The organism is Haloferula helveola, from assembly GCF_037076345.1.
Taxonomy (GTDB): domain Bacteria; phylum Verrucomicrobiota; class Verrucomicrobiia; order Verrucomicrobiales; family Akkermansiaceae; genus Haloferula; species Haloferula helveola.
Genome location: NZ_AP024702.1, coordinates 4,561,184 through 4,581,515, shown reverse-complemented (window position 1 = coordinate 4,581,515; position 20,332 = coordinate 4,561,184). Strand labels below are relative to the sequence as shown.

At 62.0% G+C, this 20,332-nt stretch carries 20 protein-coding genes; 15 read left to right on the top strand and 5 right to left on the bottom strand.

All coding sequences use genetic code 11. The annotated features are described in order from the left end of the window. Positions 1-44: 44 nt before the first annotated feature. Positions 45-527, top strand: a complete 483-nt coding sequence (locus HAHE_RS17260) for a cyclic nucleotide-binding domain-containing protein (RefSeq protein ID WP_338686181.1) — start codon at positions 45-47, stop codon at positions 525-527. Between the two features lie 2 nt (positions 528-529). After that, positions 530-946 (top strand): DUF3307 domain-containing protein, encoded by a 417-nt coding sequence (locus HAHE_RS17255; protein WP_338686179.1) that lies wholly within the window; start codon positions 530-532, stop codon positions 944-946. Between the two features lie 13 nt (positions 947-959). Here HAHE_RS17255 and HAHE_RS17250 read toward each other — a convergent pair whose 3' ends face one another. Next, positions 960-2,888: an adenylate/guanylate cyclase domain-containing protein gene (locus tag HAHE_RS17250; RefSeq protein WP_338686177.1), complete on the bottom strand. Its 1,929-nt coding sequence runs from the start codon at positions 2,886-2,888 to the stop codon at positions 960-962. A gap of 67 nt (positions 2,889-2,955) precedes the next feature. Here HAHE_RS17250 and HAHE_RS17245 point away from each other — a divergent pair, with 67 nt between their 5' ends. The 8 genes from HAHE_RS17245 (at position 2,956) to HAHE_RS17210 (ending at position 9,245) form a co-directional block, all read left to right on the top strand. Then, complete coding sequence (locus HAHE_RS17245; protein ID WP_338686176.1) at positions 2,956-3,891, top strand: hypothetical protein; 936 nt, start codon at positions 2,956-2,958, stop codon at positions 3,889-3,891. Positions 3,892-3,897: 6 nt separating this feature from the next. Then, entirely contained in the window at positions 3,898-4,701 is an 804-nt protein-coding gene (locus tag HAHE_RS17240; RefSeq protein WP_338686174.1) for a FecR family protein, read from the top strand. A 76-nt stretch (positions 4,702-4,777) separates the two neighbouring features. Then, positions 4,778-5,056, top strand: coding sequence for a BrnT family toxin (locus HAHE_RS17235; RefSeq protein ID WP_338686173.1), 279 nt, complete (start codon positions 4,778-4,780; stop codon positions 5,054-5,056). An 8-nt stretch (positions 5,057-5,064) separates the two neighbouring features. Beyond that, entirely contained in the window at positions 5,065-5,337 is a 273-nt protein-coding gene (locus tag HAHE_RS17230) for a CopG family antitoxin (RefSeq protein WP_338686172.1), read from the top strand. A gap of 34 nt (positions 5,338-5,371) precedes the next feature. Then, complete coding sequence (locus tag HAHE_RS17225; protein ID WP_338686170.1) at positions 5,372-5,755, top strand: VanZ family protein; 384 nt, start codon at positions 5,372-5,374, stop codon at positions 5,753-5,755. Further along, positions 5,752-6,312, top strand: coding sequence for a signal peptidase I (lepB, locus tag HAHE_RS17220; protein WP_338686168.1), 561 nt, complete (start codon positions 5,752-5,754; stop codon positions 6,310-6,312). Before HAHE_RS17225 ends, lepB begins: the two co-directional genes overlap by 4 nt. 62 nt (positions 6,313-6,374) lie before the next feature. Then, positions 6,375-8,630, top strand: a complete 2,256-nt coding sequence (gene ligA / locus HAHE_RS17215) for an NAD-dependent DNA ligase LigA (RefSeq protein ID WP_338686166.1) — start codon at positions 6,375-6,377, stop codon at positions 8,628-8,630. 57 nt (positions 8,631-8,687) lie between these two features. Beyond that, the gene (locus HAHE_RS17210; RefSeq protein WP_338686164.1) at positions 8,688-9,245 is read left to right on the top strand and encodes a hypothetical protein; all 558 of its coding nucleotides are present in this window, start codon (positions 8,688-8,690) and stop codon (positions 9,243-9,245) included. Positions 9,246-9,263: 18 nt separating this feature from the next. Here the strand turns inward: HAHE_RS17210 and HAHE_RS17205 are convergent, their stop codons facing one another. Both HAHE_RS17205 and HAHE_RS17200 read right to left on the bottom strand, forming a co-directional pair. Then, positions 9,264-10,130: a DMT family transporter gene (locus HAHE_RS17205; protein ID WP_338686162.1), complete on the bottom strand. Its 867-nt coding sequence runs from the start codon at positions 10,128-10,130 to the stop codon at positions 9,264-9,266. An 86-nt stretch (positions 10,131-10,216) separates the two neighbouring features. Further along, on the bottom strand, positions 10,217-11,707 hold the full coding sequence (locus HAHE_RS17200; RefSeq protein WP_338686161.1) for a ShlB/FhaC/HecB family hemolysin secretion/activation protein: 1,491 nt from the start codon (positions 11,705-11,707) through the stop codon (positions 10,217-10,219). A 537-nt stretch (positions 11,708-12,244) separates the two neighbouring features. Here HAHE_RS17200 and HAHE_RS17195 point away from each other — a divergent pair. Next, on the top strand, positions 12,245-13,612 hold the full coding sequence (locus HAHE_RS17195; RefSeq protein WP_338686159.1) for a S8 family serine peptidase: 1,368 nt from the start codon (positions 12,245-12,247) through the stop codon (positions 13,610-13,612). Between the two features lie 1,304 nt (positions 13,613-14,916). Here HAHE_RS17195 and rplQ read toward each other — a convergent pair. After that, positions 14,917-15,435, bottom strand: a complete 519-nt coding sequence (rplQ, locus tag HAHE_RS17190; RefSeq protein WP_338686157.1) for a 50S ribosomal protein L17 — start codon at positions 15,433-15,435, stop codon at positions 14,917-14,919. Between the two features lie 20 nt (positions 15,436-15,455). Next, positions 15,456-16,538 (bottom strand): DNA-directed RNA polymerase subunit alpha, encoded by a 1,083-nt coding sequence (locus HAHE_RS17185; RefSeq protein ID WP_338686155.1) that lies wholly within the window; start codon positions 16,536-16,538, stop codon positions 15,456-15,458. A 277-nt stretch (positions 16,539-16,815) separates the two neighbouring features. On the opposite strand from HAHE_RS17185, the gene HAHE_RS17180 reads away from it, so the two are divergent. From HAHE_RS17180 to HAHE_RS17165, 4 genes are all read left to right on the top strand, one after another. Next, a complete protein-coding gene (locus HAHE_RS17180; RefSeq protein ID WP_338686154.1) occupies positions 16,816-17,076 on the top strand; it encodes a hypothetical protein in 261 nt (86 codons plus the stop codon). 73 nt (positions 17,077-17,149) lie between these two features. Further along, positions 17,150-18,571, top strand: a complete 1,422-nt coding sequence (locus tag HAHE_RS17175) for a deoxyribodipyrimidine photo-lyase (protein ID WP_338686152.1) — start codon at positions 17,150-17,152, stop codon at positions 18,569-18,571. 53 nt (positions 18,572-18,624) lie between these two features. Further along, the gene (locus HAHE_RS17170) at positions 18,625-19,515 is read left to right on the top strand and encodes a sugar phosphate isomerase/epimerase family protein (protein WP_338686151.1); all 891 of its coding nucleotides are present in this window, start codon (positions 18,625-18,627) and stop codon (positions 19,513-19,515) included. Positions 19,516-19,537: 22 nt separating this feature from the next. Then, positions 19,538-20,326, top strand: a complete 789-nt coding sequence (locus HAHE_RS17165; protein ID WP_338686150.1) for a tRNA threonylcarbamoyladenosine dehydratase — start codon at positions 19,538-19,540, stop codon at positions 20,324-20,326. The last annotated feature ends 6 nt before the right edge of the window (positions 20,327-20,332 follow it).

The following is a 20,332-nucleotide window of genomic DNA, read 5'->3' as shown; positions in this document are numbered from 1 at the left end:
TTTGGCTTTCCGCCATCCGGAGGTCCATTCATGGTCCGGGCATCATGAGCGAATCCTTCGACCGCCCGGAAATCCCAGCGACCGGCATCATGTCCGGCCTCGATGAAGACGACCGCCGACTGCTCGGCGACTATGGTGAGTTCCTGCCCGTCCACCCGGAGCAACTCCTCATCACGGAGGGCAAGGAACAGGACTCCCTCTACTTCATCATTTCCGGAACCCTGCACGTCCACACCGACACCAAGGAAAAGCGCACGCTCGTGGCCCGCGTCTGCGGCGGCGAAACACTCGGCGAGGTGAACCTTTTCGACCCGTCGACCGCCTCGGCCTCCGTAACCGCCAAGGAGTTTTCCCAAGTGTGGAAAGCCAACCGTGACGACCTCGAACAATTCACTTCGGCCTATCCCGAAGCCGCGGCGCGACTGCTGACCGGCATCCTTGCGGAAATGAGCAAGCGCCTCCGCCGGATGAACGAAAAACTCGCGACCCGCGAAGCCGAGGCCGCCTTCCAAAGCTTCTGGTCCTGACGATGGATCCACTCTCCATCGTTGCCGCAGTCGATGCGTCATCAGGATTCGTCGTTGCCTTTTTCGCGCTGCTGATCGGCCATGCGGTCGCCGACTTCGCCCTGCAGGGTGAGTTCCTCGCGGTGGCGAAGAACCGCCACGCCGAACTCAGCAAATTCTTCGGAGAAAGCCCGGCGCCGAAAGGCATCTGGATCTACGCGCTCGGCGCCCATTCGCTCATCCACGCCGGCGCTGTATGGCTCATCACGGGATCGGTCGCACTCGGCCTTCTCGAGTTTGTGCTCCATTGGGTCATTGACTTCGCCAAGTGCGAAGGCTGGACCGGTTTCAAGACCGACCAGTTCCTGCACGTCGCCTGCAAGATCGCTTACGCGGTGATGATCACGACGAATTGTCCGTGGATCGCGTGGACCCCCTGATCGGCCCGAGCGTTCACTTCTCGTCCAGCGTCCGCACGCCGTCTTCACCCGGTGCCATCGCTTCGAGCGACCGGGAGATATTCGAAGCGTCGCCTTCGGCAAACAACTCGAGCGCCTCGCGTCGGCCTTTCACGCGGACGAGACCCAGCGGGATTCCTCCCTCCTCACCGGCGGTCTCACGGAGCTCCGCCGAGTAGACCACGGTCGCACCCACGTGTTTGGTCAGCCCCTCGAACCGGGAGGCCAGGTTCACCGCATCACCGATGACGCCGAACTCGATACGTTCCGGTGACCCAAGCTCGCCCGCGATCACCTCGCCCACGTGCATGCCAATCCCGATCTTGAGCGGTTCGAGACCGGCCGTTTCCCATTCGCGATTCAATCGCTCCAACTCGCCCTCCATTTCGCGGGCAGTCTTCAGCGCCGCCCTCGCGAAGGTCGCGGTATCGCCCGACTCAAGAGCTCCCCAGTGTGCCATCACGGCGTCGCCGATGAACTTGTCGAGCGTTCCTCCGTTCCGGAACACGACGCCGACCATCGCCGTCAGGTACTCGTTCAACTGCCGAACCAACGAAGCCGGATCGGAACGCTCCGAGCGTTCGGTGAATCCGCGCACGTCCGAGAAGAGCACCACCACCCGCCGCATGCCGCCGGCGGCGACGCGCTGCCATTCTTCCGGATCGTCGACCAATCGATCCGCCACGTCTCTGGAAACAAATCGCCGGAACTGGTGCCGGAGACGACGTTTCTCAAGCCGCTCGCGGATCAGATGATAGCTCTGCGCCGCCACCCCGGCCGCGATCACGGAAACGACCGCCCCGGCGACCGGAATCCGCACCGAGCCCATCGCGAGCCCCAGGACCGAAACGGCCGCCAGCAGACAGACCAGACCGATCACACCCAGCAACGCGAGCAACCCGCGCCGCATCGAACTTGCCCAGAGCGCCGAGACCGCTCCGGCGGCGAGTAGCATCCACGACGGCGATCCGAACGGCCGGACAAACGCCCCGGCCAATCCGCAGGCTGCTGCCTGCATGTGCAGCTGGGGGCCGCTCAGAGGACCCACCGGCGTCGGATGAATGTCCTGAAAACGCGAGGCCGTCGGCCCGAGCACGACCACCTTGTCGCGAAAGAATCGACCCCCGTCGTAGTTCCGTTCCCAAATCGCATCGACGAAGATGCCATACAGACTTGCAGGAGCGTAGACGCCGGTTCCGCCTCTCTCGGCGGTCGTGGCGAAGCGCAGCTCCTGATCGCCGTCCGGCACCGCGCCTCCAAGGGCCTCGACCATTCGCGCCGCCAACGAGAATCGCTCCGGTTCACCTTCCAGCACCTCGCCATTCTCCGCGCCGAGCGTTGACCGATAGCGCGCACGGCGGGCAATTCCATCCCATGGATCGATCGGGAAATTCACGAATCCCACTTCGCCTCCGGCATCAAGAAACGCCTCGGCCGGCTCCACCAGAGTGAAGATTTCCCGGCCCTCTTTCCCGGCCCCGACCGGAGCGAAAAGCGAGGTCAGCACGACCCGGTCCGAGTGCCGTTCGATTTCCTCGACCAGCGCCGCATCCGACTCCGGATCGCTGGGGTTGCTGAAAACCAGATCGACAACGATCAGCCGCGCCCCCGCATCACCCAGCCGGTTGATTGCTTCGGCCCAGACCTTTCGGTCCCACGGAAACCGTTCGCTCATGGCCTGCAGCGCCTCGCTTCCGGCAAGCTCCTCCTCGGTGATACCGGGAAGCGTCAGACTCGCTTCATCGATCCCTAGCAGCACCAGATCCTCGCGCTCCGCAGGCCCGCCCGTGATCCGCAGCAACTCGTCGGACACCATCCGGTCCACCCTTTCGGTCAGGCTCCTGCCCGGGGGGAATGCCCACAAGGCCAGCCAGACGAACGCAACCCCGGCCAACGCCAGGACGAGCGCGTTCCAGCGTCTCACCGATGACTTGCTTGTCATGCAATCCCCCGTTCCATAGGCTACCGTGAACTAACACATTCGCTCCTCGATGAAAGCCCCCGGCTTGATCCTCTTCCTCACCTGTCTGGCCGCGCCGGGCGACATCCTGTCCGACTCGTCGGCGTTCCTCGGTTCGCGCTCTCCCGAATACGACCCCGGCGAGTTCGTCCCGGGGGTCGCGGCCGAGAACCCGGTTCGCGTCCCCTTTTCCCCGGCCGATTCCGATTTCGGCGTGCAGCAGATCCTCGGCACTTATGACGGGCCTCCGCCGATCCGCGCCTTCGGCTACTTCGACGTCAACTACACCGACAACGCCCCTGCGCCCACCCGTGCGCTGGAGGACGGATCATGGTATGTGTCCGGGCTCGTCGGTGCCGACTGGCGACCGCTTCTCGGCAGCGGTTGGTTCGCCGATCTCGGGGTGGTTCAGGAGTTCTACCGCTTCGACAACGGCAACGCGCTCGATTTCGAGAGCTTCCAAACCCACGCCGGAGTGGTGAAGACGCTGGTCGATATCGATGACACCCTGCTCTACGCGCGCTACGAATACCAACGCCTGACCACCGGCAGCTGGTCGGAGACCGATTACTCCGCGCAAAGAATCCGCGCCGGGCTGCAGAAGGATCTTTTCGTCCGCTCGCGCCACCAACTGGCGGGCGGGATCAGCATCGCCTACGACCTCGACGCCAATCCGGAACGCCTCGAACGGATCGAGTACGCGGCCGAGCTGAGCTACACGTGGTGGATCCGCGACGACCTCGGCGCGACCGCCTCGTGGCGCGGCGCCTACTGGGACTTCGACAACCTCGGCCGGGAGGACTGGAACCATACGGTCGGCCTCGAGCTTGCCTGGCGTTTCAGTTCGAATGCGACGGCCTACAGCCACGTCTTCTATAGCAACAACGATTCCAACACTCCCCTCGGTGCCAACGATTTCGAAGCCTGGACCGCGGGCGTCGGGATCGGCCTCAACCTCAGCTTCTGATCCGACATGAAAGCCATCCCCGTTCTCCTTCTGCTGATAGGATCCGCCGCGGCGGACACCCTGCAGTCGGCAAAGGTCACCCAGGCGGTCAACGACGTGAAGGTCTACACGAACTCGAAGTCTCCCAGAGCCGCATCGATTGGCGAGACGATCCGCGGTGCGAACTCGCTCACCACCGGTCGCAAGTCGCGGGCCGAGCTCGCCTTCCAGGACAACACGATCACCCGGCTCGGACAGAATTCGGTGTTCCGATTCCGCGACGGCAGCCGCGACGTCGAGCTCCAGCAAGGCTCGGTTCTGCTGCAGGTTCCCAAGAGCGCGGGCGGCGCGACGATCCGCACCGCGACCGTCACCGCTGCGATCACCGGCACGACCTCGATGTTCGAGTACAGCCCCGGCGAATGGGTCAAACTCCTGACCCTCGAGGGCACCCAGAAGCTTTTAATCAAGGGACAGAAGAATCCGGTGCTCGTTCCGGCCGGACAGATGATCGTGATGCACCCGAATGCCCGCGTCATCCCGCAGCCGGTCACGGTCGATCTCGCCAAACTCCTCGCCACCTCCCAGCTCGCAGGTGACAAGGTCTTCGGCCCGCTCCCGCAGGCCGCCCAGATCGCGATCGCCAAGACCGTCGAGCAGCAGAAGCAGGCCAAGCGTGACGGCACCCTGCTGCCGACCCGCGACGTCATTTCCGGTCCCGGAGTCCGCGGTGGAGGCAAGCAACGGGACGTCCGCCAGCCCCGCAACCCGCCGACCCCGCCACGCGAGCCGACCAACCCCGACTTCCCCGGCAACGACAACCGCGGTTAGGGGAAAACCCGCACGAATCCGGGCGGAGAAACCGCTTCCCCCCCGGGACCTTTCGGTATTCCCTCTCCTCGCACACATGGAACTCGACCTCATCGACGTCTACTTCGACCTCAAGGACATCAAGCCGCGAGAGCTCGAAGAGACCCTTGAAGACCCGTTCGCCATCCGCTTCATCCCGGACAGCGACTCATCGGATGCGGAATCGCGCTTCTACGCGATCGGACGCACCGTCGCCGACCGGCTCCTGTTCCTGTGCTTCTGGACCGACGGCAAGACCGCCCGGATCATCGCCGCCCGCGAGGCGACCGAGGCGGAGCAGCGGTTCTACGAACGCAAGTACGCCGAGTTCAAATAATCTCCAGCATGAAGACCATCACCCAGTGGGAAGAGATTCCCGAGTTCGAGGACGAAGAGGCCGAGGCGAAGTTCTGGCTGGAGCATGAACTCGACGGCCGCCTCATGGCCGGATCGATCCACCAGCCCGATTCGAGGGAATCGACGACCATCACCCTGCGCTTCGATCCCCGCATGCTCTCGCGGATCAAGCGGATCGCGCGCACCCGCTTCCTCAACTACCAGTCGATGATGAAGCAGTGGCTGGCCGAGCGGCTCGAGGACGAGCTTCGGAAGCAGTGAGTTTCCCCAGCCTCCCGGGTTTCGCAGCACCCCGATGAACGCCTTGCGCAGGCCCGCCCCGTGGTTCGGCGCGTTCGCGGTCTGGTTCGGCGTTCTATGGTGGCTCTCATCGGGGGTTCCCGACTTCCCGGAAACGCTCCAGTTCCGTTCGTCGGACAAGATTCTGCACATCGGCTACTTCTTCGGGGGCGCCGGATTGCTTTCGGCCGGACTTTTCCTGCGCCACCCGGACGCACCCGCACGGAAGCGCATCGTGGTTTCCGTCGTCGCCCTGACCCTCGTCGGAATCCTTGACGAGTTTCACCAGAGTTTCGTTCCCGGCCGGCAAGGAAACGACCCCTATGACCTCGCCGCCGACATCATCGGAGCGTTACTGGGCAGCTTCGTATTCCAACCCTTCCGGCGCTTCCTGAAATGAGCACCTCCGAGAAGCGGCGCTTTCCGAAGCTGGCGATCGTGTCCATCGCCCTGACCCTGATCCTTCTGGCCCTCGTGCTGACCGGAACCGTCAAAGTCTTCAACATTCCCACAGGGGGCATGGCGCCAACGGTTCAGAGCGGCGACTCGATCATCGCGACCCGGACCTACCGCGCTGCCGACGGGTTCGAACGGGGAGAAGCGGTGATCTTCCACCCGCCGCACGATCCGTCCTCGTGGTATGTCCAGCGGATCGTGGCGATTCCCGGTGACCGGATCGAAGTCATCGACGGCCACCTTGTCGTCAACGGCCAAGCAGCGCTTTCGCCGGAAGACCTTCACTCCATCCCGCCGGATCGCAGCCGGCTGCCACCACCGTTCCTGACTTTGGCACCCAGCTACCCCCTGACCGTTCCTCCGGACGAGTTCTTCATGCTGGGCGATAACTTCGAGAACAGTCTCGACAGCCGCTACTTCGGAACCGTCCCGGCGGAAAACATCACCCACACGCCCCGGCGCATCATCTGGCCGCTCGATCGCGGCAGCAAGATCGACTGATCGATCTGAGCCGCGCGGGCCTTGGCAGCACGGAGTTCCCCGGCAAGAATCCCCCAGATCCCATGGACGACCTCTTCTCCCAGTCGCCGGCAAGCGAGAAAATCGACGCGCTCCGCGCGGAGATCCGGCGCCACGACGAGCTCTACTACAACCGGGCGACGCCGGAGATTTCCGACGCGGACTACGACAAGCTGTTCCGGGAGCTCGAAAAACTTGAGGAAGCCCACCCGGAACTCGCGGATCCGAACTCACCGACCCAGAGGGTTGGCGGCGATCCGATCGAAGGATTCACGCAGGTGAAGCACCTCGTGCCGATGCTTTCGATCGACGATGTGTTCGAACTCGACCCGGAAACCACCGATACGCCGGAGTCTGAGCTCATCGAGTTCTACCAACGACTCCGCAAGAACCTGGGACGCGACGATATCGACGTGACCGTGGAGCCGAAAATCGACGGCGTCGCAGTCTCCCTGGTCTACCGCCACGGCACTCTCGACTATGCGGCGACCCGGGGCGACGGAGAGACCGGCGACGACATCACTCACAACGTCCGGACCATCCGCAGCGTCCCGCTGGAGCTGCCCGGCGAAGCTCCTGAGCTTCTGGAAGTCCGGGGCGAGATCTTCATGCCGAACGAGGCCTTCGCCGCGATGAACGCCGAACGCGACGAGCAGGGCCTGCCGACTTTCGCCAATCCGCGTAACGCGACCGCAGGAACCCTGAAGCAACTGGATCCCAAGAAGGTCGCTGAGCGCCCTCTTGCCTTCCTCGCCCATGGCCTCGGCGCCTACGAGGGACCGGAACTCGCGACCGAGGACGGGTTCGCGGCCTTGCTGGAGAAACTTCGGATCCCGCGCAACGAACCCCTGATTCACGCGACCGATCTCGACAAGCTCCTCGAAGCGATCGGCCGGATCGATCGTGAACGCCATGACCTCGATTACGGAACCGACGGCGCGGTGGTGAAGGTCTCCAGTTACGAGGAGCGTCGTACATTGGGTTTCCGGTCCCGCGCGCCACGGTGGGCGGCGGCCTACAAATTCCGGCCCGAGCAGAAGGAAACCCTCCTCAAGGCGGTCACCGTCCAGGTCGGCAGAACCGGAGTCCTCACGCCGGTCGCGGAGCTGGAACCGGTGCTCGTTTCCGGAACCACCGTTTCGCGTGCCACCCTTCACAACGAGGAGGAAATCCAGCGCAAGGACGTGCGGATCGGGGACACCGTCCTGATCGAAAAGGCGGGCGAGATCATCCCCGCGGTCGTCAAGGTCATCGACGGCAAAAGGCCGCCGGACTCGAAATCCTTCTCGCTGTTCGATCACGTCGGCGGCAAGTGCCCGTCGTGCGGCGGACCGATCGCCAAAGAGGAGGGATTCGTCGCATGGCGCTGCGGGAACTTCGAGTGTCCGGCTCAGGCGGTCTCGAAGATCAAGCAGTTCGCCTCGCGCAAGGCCCTTGATATCGACGGTGTCGGCGAAACGGTCGCCGAAGCATTGGTTTCCCGGGAACTTTGCTCAGCACCGCTCGATCTCTTCGCCCTGTCCGAGGAGCAACTGGCCAACCTCAATCTGGGCAGCGACGACGAACCCCGCCGCTTCGGCGAGAAGAATGCGGTCAAGGTGATGGCCGCCCTGGAGCGCGCCCGGAGCAAGCCTCTCGACCGCTGGCTATTCGCGATGGGCATCCGCCATGTCGGAGAATCCGCGTCAAAAGAGCTTTCCAGACTTCATCGGACCCTGCCCGAACTCGCCTCCTCTCCGATCCTGATGGCTCTGAGGGAGTCCGCGAAACTTGAGGAGGAGCGCAAGGCGGTTTCGCCGCGCAACAAGGACCATCCTCCGGCGAACGACGAAGAAAAGGAACACCGCCAACAGGAACACGATCGGCTGAAGGAACGGATCACCGAACTTGCCGATCAACTCGCCCCCTATCAGGTAAGCCCCGACGTCGGCCCCGTTGCCGCCGAGAGCGTGCTCGCGTTTTTCGAATCGGATGCCGGTTCACACGTGCTCAAACGCATCGACGAGCTCGGCCTGGAGCCCGTATCCGGCAACCACCTCCCCGAACCCGGCAAGGCCGATACGTCCGACATGCCGCTTGCCGGCAAGACGATCGTGATCACCGGCACGCTCAGCATGGGACGCGATGAGATGAAGCGCCTGCTTGAGTCGAAAGGGGCGAAGGTCAGCGGGAGCGTGTCGAAGAACACCGACTACCTCGTCGCCGGCGATGGAGGAGGATCGAAACGGGATAAGGCGGAGAAACTCGAGGTGAAGATCCTGAACGAGGAAGAGCTTCGCGACCTTGTTCCCGACCTCTAGCCCGAGCCGAAGCGACTTCGTGCGCAACTCCCCGCAGGGTCACGGGTTTGTGTTGGCATGAGAACGTTCTCTGCCCTCGCGCTTTCCGCCATCGCCGCCGCGCTGCCCTGCACCGCGATCGAGACCGCCAAACCGCTGGTCTCGATCTCGGTCAAACAGCAGACGCTCACCGCCGATCACGATCGCAACGGTCGGTTCGGTGACAGGTCCGAAAAGACCGTTACGCTCCGGGTTGAGATCCGAAACAGCAGCAGATCCCAACTCGAAGACGTCAAACTGAGCGGAATCGCACTCGTCGTGCGCGAGGGCGAGCGTTCGGAGACCGTGCGCCGTCACGAACTGGCTGCCGTTGAACTTCCGGCCATGAAGCCGAACGAGAAGGTCACCGTTGACCTCGGGAAGATTGTCTTGAGCGAGTACGAGTGGGGCGGCAGCAAGACCGAAGAATCCCTCGAGGAGTGGAAAGTCGTCTGCATGCAGGGTGACAAGGAAGTCGGCAGCGAAGTCACCGAGGAGTATTCGATCCTTGCCGTTGAGCAGGCAAAACAGGAAGAACCGGAGCGTCGGCGTTTCGATCCGACCGACTTCCGCGACCGATTCAACAGACGTCGTTGAATCGCTGCAGCTCCTATCTCACCGGACCCTCTGAGCCATCACGAGAGATCCGACCACGAGAGCGGCTCCGGCCAGCAATCCCCAACCCGCAGACTCCCCCTCCAGCAGGAGGAGGGACTCCGTCATGCCGGCGAGCGGGATGAGGAAGCGGTAACCCGCAAGCAACGGTACAGGATGCTTCGTCGACAGATGGTTCCATAGCCCGAAGGCTGAGGCGGAGACCACCGCCAACCAGAGAGTCAGGAGCATCACTCCCGGTGTCATCAACCTCCCCGCTTCGACGAAAGCGGGCGCTCCTGCGATCAATAGTAAGAGCCCTCCACCAAGTAGCGAATACCCCGTCGCCGCGCGGGCGCCGATGGTCTCCCGCATTCGCCCGAACTGGATCAGCCCGACCGCTCCCAGCCCCGTGGCCAATACCATCAGAGTGGCCCCGAGAACCGGTTGACCCGCCCCGGCACCGGGCGCTGCGGTGGCAAGGGTGACTCCGACCCCACCGATCGCGATCGCAACCCATTGCATCCCACTGGGCCGGGGTGCTCCCGCCATCAGCGGCGCGAGGACCATCCACCAAAAACTGCCGGTGGCGGTCAGCAACCCGGTAAGGCTTCCACTGGCAACGGCGATCGCGAGATAGAAGAACAGATACTGCCCGAAAGTCTGGGTGAGGGAAAATCCCAACAACCTGAGTTTCGGAGTCGCGCGGAACTCCCTGACGGGCCGCTTGGCCACAATGAGAAGCAAAGTTCCCGCGAGCACGAAGCGGACTCCGGCGAACCACCAGAACTCGATCGGACCCGCGTCAATCCCCGCTTCCTCCCAGAGTCCGTAGACGGTCTTGATCGCAGGAAAGGCACTCCCCCACAGCCCGGCACAGAGGAGCACCGGCGGCAGAACACGGATCCAGCGGTGATCACCCTCCACGCCATCGAGACTGCCCCGTCCCAACTCCTCGGGAAACCCGAATCGGGTCAGTAGCGCATGGTCACTCCGAAGTGCGTGCGTCCGCCCCTCCCGTCGACCCACCACCCGTGGTCGGCGCGGAAGTCGACGTAGTCCGAGAGCCGAACCCTGAGCCCGAGTCCCGTTCCGGAGATCGAGACCGCACTGCCCTTGCGGTTCTCCAGCCAAGCGTGATCGAAGAAGCCGACTCCCCTGACACGGAGCCAGTCGACCGGCGCCCACTCCGGGGTTACCAACTCGACACTCGCCTGCCATCCGTTGTCGGCGAAAAACTCACGCTCCGCAACTCCCCGGACCGTCTGGTAGCCACCCGCCGCAAATTGTTCCGCAGGGAGCAACCGGGAGTCCGACCACTGCCCCGCTCCACGGAGACCGATGCGCCAATCTCCTCCCGGCGACCACCATCCCTGACCGGACAAACGGCCGATCAAGTACGAGGACGTCGCCGAGGGATCGTAGGCCTGAAAGTCCGCATCGTCGTTGCCGGAGATCAACCCTCCCGGCGAACCCACCAGCGACGCCTGGAAAGCGACACCCGCGTCTTCCCATCGACGCTCCAACTGGTAGGCGACCTTCGCATGCACGAACCTCACTTCACCCGGCGAAAAGGCTCCCGCCCCGAACAACACGAACTGGTCGGTTCCCTTGACCTCGAAGCCGCTTCGCAGGCTGTGCCGCCACGAGCCCATCGCGGGCAGCGGAAGCTTGTGCAGCGCCCCGAAGGACCAAGAGGTTCCCTCATTTTCAAATACCTGGCCGGCGCCAAGGGTTCGAGTCAGGACCTCGGCATAGGCGGCGTCCAACTGCAGCGACTGATGCAGCGAGTGAAACGGAATCTCCCAGCTGAGCGCATGCGCATGGAGCGATGAAACCGGAGTGCCGAGCACGGTTTGCCAAGCAATGAGATGCTCACCCGGCGTCATTCCCGCCGCACCGATCAGGATCCGGTCGCGACCGACGAGATCGGGCCCGCTATTTTCGTACCCGACGTTTACCCTCCATGGCTTGGCGGACTCCAAGCCGATCAGGATGTCAGCGGTCGCGGGCTCTTCGCCAGGAGAAACGAACAGCCGCGGACGCCGGAAAACATGCCGACCATACCAAGCCAGTTGATCATCCAACGCCGAACGCATGACCGGCTGGCCCGATCGGAGCCAAAGCCCGCGACGAACCGATTCGGGATTCCCATACTTGGGACGCGTCACGCCCACCTTGCCGATCCGGCCGATCTCGACGACCAGACGAAGGACCCCTCCTTCGAAGTCCTGCTGGGGCGCATCGACATTGACGACCGGGTATCCTTCGAGATCAAAGTGCACGAGCACCACGTCGGCGATTGCCAGCAGATCGGAAGCCTTGAGTTCTCCCCCGACGAACGGCTGGAGTCGACGGGCGAGCAATTCCGGCTCCGGGACCTCAAGCCCGGTGGCGATGCGCAGCGGTTCAGGACCATCCTCAACCACGCTCTCTTCCCAGCCCTCGAGCTGAATCTGAAGCATTTTTTCGGCGAGTAGAGGATCCTCAGGAATCTCTCCAAGCGTTCCCCGCTGGACCGGAGGGAGTGACTCCAATGGCTCCGGCTCCGGCAGACGAGGGTCAACGCCTGGCAAAAACTGCCCGTGTAAGGGCAGGATCAGGAGAGCAATCAGACACAGGCGCATGGGAACAACAAGCTGTGAACGCCCGCGTGGCTTGAGCTGCCCGCGATGTCGTCCGTCACCGTTGGTTTTTAGCCCAGCTCATTGGTCTCCCCAAGTCAAAAACTGAGAGCTCCAAATAGATCGGTAACAAACATATTAAATGGTTCTTTATTTTTAAAAACTTTGGGAATAACAGGCTGACTTATATTTATGTTTATATAAAACTAACCATATCATGAGTTGTTAGTATTTTCTCGACCTATAACTCCCTGACAGATATGAAATGCCATCCTCTAAGCCTAGGTCGTTCCCATGATTTCGTTCCAGAGACAGCTGCCGATTTGCCTCGGCGCAGCCTGCCTTCTTCCGCTCTTTTCGGGTCCGCAAACCGGCTCCGTGCCATCGAGTCGAACGGCCGATGACGGCCGCGACTTGCCGATGTTCCCTACTGGAGCCGTCTCAGACGCTTGCTGGGCACTCGCAAGACTCAATGACGCGGAGAGTGCGCCGGATGAAACGGTCTATGCTTACCCGGACACCCCGAATAAGGTCCGCCTGTATCTGATCGATACCGCGGTCGATAACTCCGGTGGCTGGTTCGACACGAACGAGAACCTCACGGTAGGAAATTCCATCATCGTCGGCGGTGACAGTGGCTCATCGGCTTTCCTCCACGGAACCCAGATGCTGTCCATCATCGCCGGGCCCGGCTCCGGAGCCGCCCAAGGCACTCCCATCGAGGTTGTGAGCTTTGACGTGTATCCGGACGGTGAGGGCTCCGCTTCTTCAGCCGGCCTCGTGGCAGACGCGGTGCTCGAAGCAACCGAGCACTTTCAACTCAACGGTGGCACTGCGCTGATCTGCATTGCCAGCGGATCCGCGGCGGAAGGACAATCGTCGACCCTCAGGTATGCGATCGAATCCGCCGTCGAAGAGGGCCTCCCCGTGGTCGTCTCTGCCGGAAACAACAATGGAGCGGACGCATCGCGTTATGTTCCGTCAGCCTACGGCAGCACCGAGGGCGTGGTTTGCGTCGGGGCAACCGGGATCGACAACGAAGTCTACCCGGTTTCGAACATCGGCGAGGCGGTGGATCTCTACGCCCCGGGCGACGCAGTCGTTTGTTTCGGACCCGGCGGCATCGAAACCGCTGCCTACGGAACCAGCCCCGCAACCGCTCTCGCGACCGCAGCCGCGCTGATCGAGCTGTCGATCAATCCGGCCCTGTCCCCTGCTGAGCTTGAAGCCCGACTGAAGACAGAGGCTTTCGCAGCGGAGGTTGCCCTTCTTCAAATTAGCACAGATAGTGATTCGGACGGCATGGACGACGAGTTGGAGACCTTTTTTGGCAGCAACCCATTCGATCGGACCAGCCGTTCGCGGGGTTTGCATGTGGACTCAACCCGAGATCTAATCGAGGTGTCGATGGAGATCCCTATCGAACTGCTCACGCTCCCCGGCACCCAAGTGCTCAGCGACGGCAGGGCATGGAGAATCTGGCGCAGTAACAATTTGAGCGAGTGGAGTGATCTCTCGTGGTTCGCAGTTCCCACTGTCGTGCTCGGCGAAACCGGTCTGGCCTCGATCCGTTTCGCTGTACCCGCTGGGGAGTCTCGGAGCTATTACCAATTGGAAGTGTCACCCGACGGGGACACTTGGGCGACGCGAAGCATCCTCCTGTTCTCGCCAGCCCTGCCGGACCTCTCGCTTGACGGCCCCGGCACCGAGATCGAAACAAACGTTCTGGGCCTCGGCCAGCGATAGCCCACGGCAGCTGGTCGGAATATCGAGTGGAGTTCGCATTTCCTTTCCAGTTTGTCAGTCGGAGCTCTAGCTCACGACACTGTCCATGGGGTCAAGAGCTGTTCGGGCCTTTCGTTGGCACCTCCGTTAGCGGGCAAACGATGACGTGAGAACCCTGTGGTAGTGTGAAAGTGAATCGATATTGTGAGGCAAGCGCGGACCCCGAGGGAGTCGACGCGTTAGCCCCGTGCCGACACATCGGCATCAAGCGCGCCGACTGGGTCAAGGAGTGTTTGGGGGCATGCACAGGGGGCCGAGGGGTTGGCGGGCAGCTCCCGACGATCGGCTGAGCGGTCCTTGGAGGACTCCATTGGAGACGAAGACAAACGTCCTCGCGACGCATGAGTTTCATCCGGTGAGGGGAGGGCGCAAGATCAAGTGTCCTTCGAAGGATCATAAGGGATGAATACCGCTGGCATATGGCGGGCATTGCCATCTGCTGACAGTGCTCGGCGACCACAGCCACTACAATCTCCTACTGTAGCCCAGCAAGGACGAAGGCCTTCACCCAACTGCTCCCGCTGGCTTGCCACCGACGGACTACCGTAGACGCTGCCGGCTGAGAATGCTTTGCCGCAGGGAGACAGCGCCGGGCAATTCACCGCCTGCGTGACGTAGCTACTTCGTCGGGTAACAGAGGCATTTCGTAGACGGCAGACACAGAGCGAGAAGGGGCACTTCAATCTCACGCTCAACGCCGAAGTGATCTCAAGCACCAAATGCTGGCATGACCTTGCACATTGGTGGAAGGGTTTCGGACGAAGGTGCGAAGTCCATTTCCAAAACCGCCCCCACGAGACGCAGGGAGGAGCCGCCCATTCGTGCCGATACGTAGGCGCTACGTCCTCCTACGGACAAGGCTGCCCGAGGCGGGCGTGGATTGATATCGGGAGGAACGTGGATTCCAACAGCGAGATTACCGTCCGTAACGTTTTCAGGAACACTGAGGCGGCGTTCCGGGGCCAGAATGTGGCGCTGCGCCAACTGGAGAAAGCCTTTGGGATGTCTGCTACTGCCCGAAAAAGATCGGTGCGGTCGACTTCAATCTCCGTGAAGGAACGCACAAGGGGCACCACGAACAGCTCTCTGAAAGGCGGGTCAGCCGCCGCAGAGATACAACAATGACCCCGTCCGCCGGGAAGCCACAATGACCCGCAATGTCCCCTTTCGGATCGGCGACCTTGAGTAGCGCCTTAACACGAAAGTGCCCGCGGGCCAGACCCGCGGGCTTCGAAATCTTCCAGTAAAGACAGACCAGTTTCGGTCTACTTGACTTCGCCGGCTTCCGACGTCTCCTCCTCGGCCTCAGCCTTGGGGGCTGCCTTTTTCTTGGCTGCCTTCTTTGCAGCCGGCTTTTCCGGAGCCTCCTCCACAGCGGGGGACTCTTCGGCGACTGCGACCGGAGCCTCGTCGGCTTCGTCCAGACCCGGAAGGTCAACCCACTCGATGATGGCCATCGGCGCGGAATCGGTCATCCGGGCACCCAGTTTGGTGATACGGCAGTAGCCACCCGGACGATCCTTCGCGGCGGGAGCGACTTCATCGAACAGCTTCTTCGCGACGTCCTTGTGGCGCAGGAATGCGACAGCCTGACGACGGGCATGGAGGTCGCCGCGCTTTCCGAGCGTGACGAGCTTCTCGGCGAGCGGCCGGAGCGCCTTTGCCTTGGCAAGAGTGGTGCGGATCCGACCGTGCTCGATCAGGCTGCACGCCAGGTTGGCGAGCAAGGCACGGCGCTGGTCGGCAGTGCGCTTGAGTTTGGCGGTTTTGTTGCGGTGTCTCATTGGGATGGTCCCTTTCTGAATCAGTCGTCGAGGTTCTGGGCGATAAGATCGGCAAGTCCGACCGGTGCCTCGTCTTCCACACCGAGGCGCGGCGCGGGAGCGCCAGCCACCGGACCGGTGAGCAACGAAGGATCGAGGGACATTCCGAGACCGAGACCAAGCTCCGAGAGCTTGTCCTTGATCTCGTTGAGCGACTTCTTGCCGAAGTTGCGGTACTTGAGCATCTCGGCCTCGGTCTTCATCGCGAGCTGACCCACGGTCGTGATGTTCGCGTTGTTGAGGCAGTTGGCGGCACGAACCGAAAGTTCGATTTCGTTGACCGACATGTTGAGAAGCTTCTTGAGTGCGGCGTTCTCCTCGCTGGCTTCGGCCGGAGCCTCCTCGAAATCAACGGCGTTCTCGTCGTAGTTGACGAACACGTCAAGGTGGTGGCGGAGAATCGCCGAAGCCTGGAGAAGCGCGTCCTGCGGGGTGATCCGCCCGTCGGTCCAGATATCAAGGACCAGCTTGTCGTAGTCGGTCATCTGACCCACACGGGTGGAATCAACCGCATACTTGACGCGGGTGACGGGCGAGAAAATCGAGTCGATCGCGATCACACCGATCGGTTGGTCCTTGCGCTTGTTCTCATCGCCGGTCGAAAAACCACGGCCGACGCGGACCTCGAACTCGCAGTCGAACTTCACCTTCTTGTCGAGGTTGCAGATGACCTGATCCTTGTTCACGACCTCGTAGAGATTGTCTTCCTGGATGTCACCGGCGGTCACGACCCCCTCTTTCTCGACCTTGATCGAGAGAATGCGGGGCTCCTTGTCGTGGTGTTTGAATTTCACCTTCTTGAGATTGAGGATGATGTCGGTCACATCCTCAACCACGCCGGGGAGGCTGGAAAATTCGTGCTGAACGCCGGCGATGCGGACCGAGGTGATCGCGGCACCTTCGAGCGATCCCAGAAGGACACGGCGAAGGGAGTTGCCAAGGGTGTGCCCGTAGCCCCGCTCGAACGGTTCGGCGGTGAACTGGGCGTAGATGTCGCTGGCGGTCTCCTCGTTACGGACGAGGCGGTTCGGAATCTCGAAACGAGACAGTGTGGTAGTTGACATGGTATGGTTCGATGTGCCGGGTTTCCCTCCGACGAGCGTGGCTTTTCCCGCCTTTCGGCGGGGGCCCGGAGGACCTACGGCGGTTCGGTAGGCTCGCGCGGGCGGGGACTTAAGGGGATGACCCGCCGCTTGGCAAAGCAAATTTTCGGAGGAAAAGGCCACCGCCCGGGACGGGCCGGAAAAGCCTAACATTTCCCAATCAAAAACGTGTCGCCTTCTAGCGCCGACCGTGTCATGTTGAAGTGTGAATTTCGCCACAGTCAGAAAGCAGACAGCGATGAAATCCAAGCGGAACCTCACGCGCTTCACCTATGAGAGCACCGCCTTCCAAGGCTGGCGGCTCTGCATCAGCCGGGGTGGAGCGACCTTCACGAAGTACTTCTCCGACAAGCAATATGGCGGCGGAAGGAAATCGCTGGAGGCTGCGGAATCAGCCCTCGATGAGATCAAATCGACTCTCGAGCGCTCCCGCCGGGTGCAGGGAAAGCTGAGCGACACCACTGTCCGCAAGATCGAGAAGATTCTGGACAAGGCCTGAACGGCCGTCCCGGGAGTCCGAAATATTCCGCTCCGCGCTTGCGCGGCGGGGATCGCTCGATTTGCTGCCCGATATGGGCCAAGCTCCCCCCGTCATCCACTGGTTCCGCCGGGACCTTCGTATTCTCGACAATACCGCGCTGCTCCACGCCTCCCGGAGCTACCCTTCCGTTGTCCCGACCTACATCCTCTCGGACTGGAAGGCGAATCACCGCTGGACCGGCCCGAACCGTCAGGCTTTTCTCTGCGATTCGCTCAAGGCGCTTGCCGGAAACCTCGGGACGATCGACGGCCGGCTGATCATCCGCACCGGAGACCCGATTGAGGAACTCGGGCGACTCGTAGAAGAAACCGGCGCGGCGGCAATCTATTACAACCGCGATCCCGACCCGCACGGGAAGCTCGTTGAGGAAAAGCTCGCCCGGAAATGCTCGGAGTGGGGAATCGAGTGTCATGGCTGGAACGACGTCACTCTACACACCCCCGATGAAGTCCTGACCAAATCGGGTGACCCCTATCGCGTCTACACTCCCTACAGCAACAACTGGCTATCCTTGGATAAGCCAACCCCTCTGCCCAAACCCGGCAAATTGGACACCCCGAAGAACCTGCGATCCGACCCGCTCCCCCGGCTCTCCCACTGGAATCTTGATACCGCTGCGGGCGGTATCGTCGAGGCGGGAGAAAAGGCTGCTCTCGGCCGCCTGAAAACCGCCGTGTCAGCTCGCTTGGCCGACTACGGAGGAATGCGTGACTGCCCCTCGGCTAGCGGGACTTCGAGACTTTCGCAAGACCTGCGCTACGGCTTGGTTTCAATCCGCACGGTGTATCGGCGCGTTCATGAAGCCCGCAAGGCCTCTAGATCCCCTTCAACTCGGGAAAGCATGCACACCTACATCAAGGAGCTGGCATGGCGTGAATTCTACATGGCCATTCTCCATCACTTTCCAAACGTCCTCAAAGAAGAATTCAACCCCGACTGGAGGGGGCTGCCTTGGGAAACCCCGGGCGAGAATTTTGAAGCCTGGAAGGAGGGACGAACTGGATTCCCGATCGTGGATGCCGGAATGAGAGAGCTGTGCGAGACGGGATTCATGCACAACCGGGTCCGTATGATTGTCGCGATGTTCCTGACCAAGGACCTTCACATCGACTGGCGGGAAGGTGAGTCCTACTTCATGCAACAGTTGGTCGATGGCGAGATCGCCTCAAACAATGGCGGCTGGCAGTGGTCGGCAGGCACCGGAGCGGACGCCGCACCGTATTTCCGGATCCAGAATCCGTGGTCGCAGTCGAAGCGACATGATCCGGACGGCGAGTACATCAAACGCTGGATTCCCGAGCTCAAGGACGTCGAGGCAAAGCTTCTTCACGAAGCCCCCGAAGGAAACGAACCTCTCGCGAAGGATTACCCTCTACCATGTCTCGATCATGGCGAGGAACGAAAGCGCACTCTCGCAATCTTCAAAAAACACAAAGAACAGCTTGGAAGATGATTTTTATGCCTTGAACGGGCAAGTTTGGTAGCTCAATTGCACGTAGTCTCACCATGCACCGACGCCGCTTCATTACCACGCTTGGCTCCGCCGCCCTCCTCCGCCCCGCCTTTGGCGCCGATACCGCCCCCGCTTCAGCGCCGCTGCCCATCAATCTCTCGCTGAAGTGCGGGATGGCAAATTTTGGAGCGTCCTTGGAAGAGAAGTTCTCGATTCTCAAGAAACTGGGCTACGACGGCGTCGAGCTGAACTCGCCGGGAGGTGAAAACAAGCCGGAGGCACTCAAGGCATCGAAGACCGTGGGGCTTCCGATCCACGGCGTGGTGAACTCGATCCACTGGCGGGTCCGGCTCTCGGATCCTGACCCCGCGGTTCGCGAGAAGTCTCTTGAAGGACTCCTGACCGCCATCCGGGAGTCGCACTCGGTCGGCGGCTCAGCCGTGCTGCTCGTGCCCGGCGTAGTCGATGGAGGCACCACCCATGAACAAGCTTGGGAACGCTCCATCACCGAGATTCGGAAGGCCCTTCCGTTGGCCGCTGAATTGGGGATTCACATTCTTATCGAGAATGTGTGGAACCGCATGTTCTACGACGAGAAGGCGGGGGATTCGCAGAGCGCCGAGAAGCTGGTCGCCTACCTCGACGAAATCAATTCGCCGTGGGTGGGCTCTTACTTCGACATCGGCAACCATCAGCGCTTCGCCAAGCCGGCGGAATGGATCCGCGCACTCGGCAAACGGATCGTGAAACTCGACGCCAAGGACTGGGGCCTGAAGAACGGCTTCTGCAAGATCGGCGAGGGTGACGTCGACTGGCCCGATGTCCGCGCCGCCCTGAAGGAGATCGGCTACACGGGTTGGGCAACGGCGGAAGTCGCAGGAGGAGACGAGGAGCGCTGCGGGGAAATTCTCGCCAACATGCGCAAGCACTTGTTGGGCGCCTGACCGCCGGTTATTTGCCTTGGCCGTGAGTGATCCCTATCACGATCGGTTCTCCGGCATCGCCCGACTCTACGGAACTGGCGCGCTTGAAGTCTTCAGGCGCTCGACCGTCATGGTCGCGGGCATCGGCGGTGTCGGCTCATGGGCCGCCGAGAGCCTTGCCCGATCGGGAGTCGGCCATCTGGTCCTTGTCGATCCGGATGACCTCTGCGTAACCAATACGAACCGCCAGATCCACGCGGACGACGGAACCTATGGCCGCCCCAAAGTCACGGCCATGGCGGAGCGCCTGCGGAGGATTCATCCCGGAATCGAGATCACCGAGTTACAGTCGTTCTACTCGGAGAAGACCGCCGACGAGGTATTCTCAACCAAACCGGAAGCGGTAATCGATGCGATCGACTCCCTACGCGCCAAGTGCCACCTGCTCGCAACCAGCAGGAGTCTCGGTGTCCCCGTCATTGCTTCAGGCGCGGCGGGAGGCCGACGCGATCCGACCCGGCTCCGGGTGGCAGACCTCGCCCACACCAGCAAGGACTCGCTTCTGGCATCGGTTCGCAAAAAGCTGCGGACCGAATTTGGCTTTCCGAGCGCTCCGGAACGGGGGCGGGCGCCAGATTTCGAGATCGAGGCCGTGTTCTCCGACGAGACACCGCTCTACCCGACCTGCGAGGGTGGCGTCAGTCATGAGCGGCCTTCGGAACTGCCTGCCGGTCTCCGTTGCGATGCGGGCTACGGCTCCGTGACCCACGTCACGGCCGCCTTCGGTTTGGCCGCCGCCGGCAGAGTGCTTGATTGGCTCGTGCCGTCCTGACCGAAG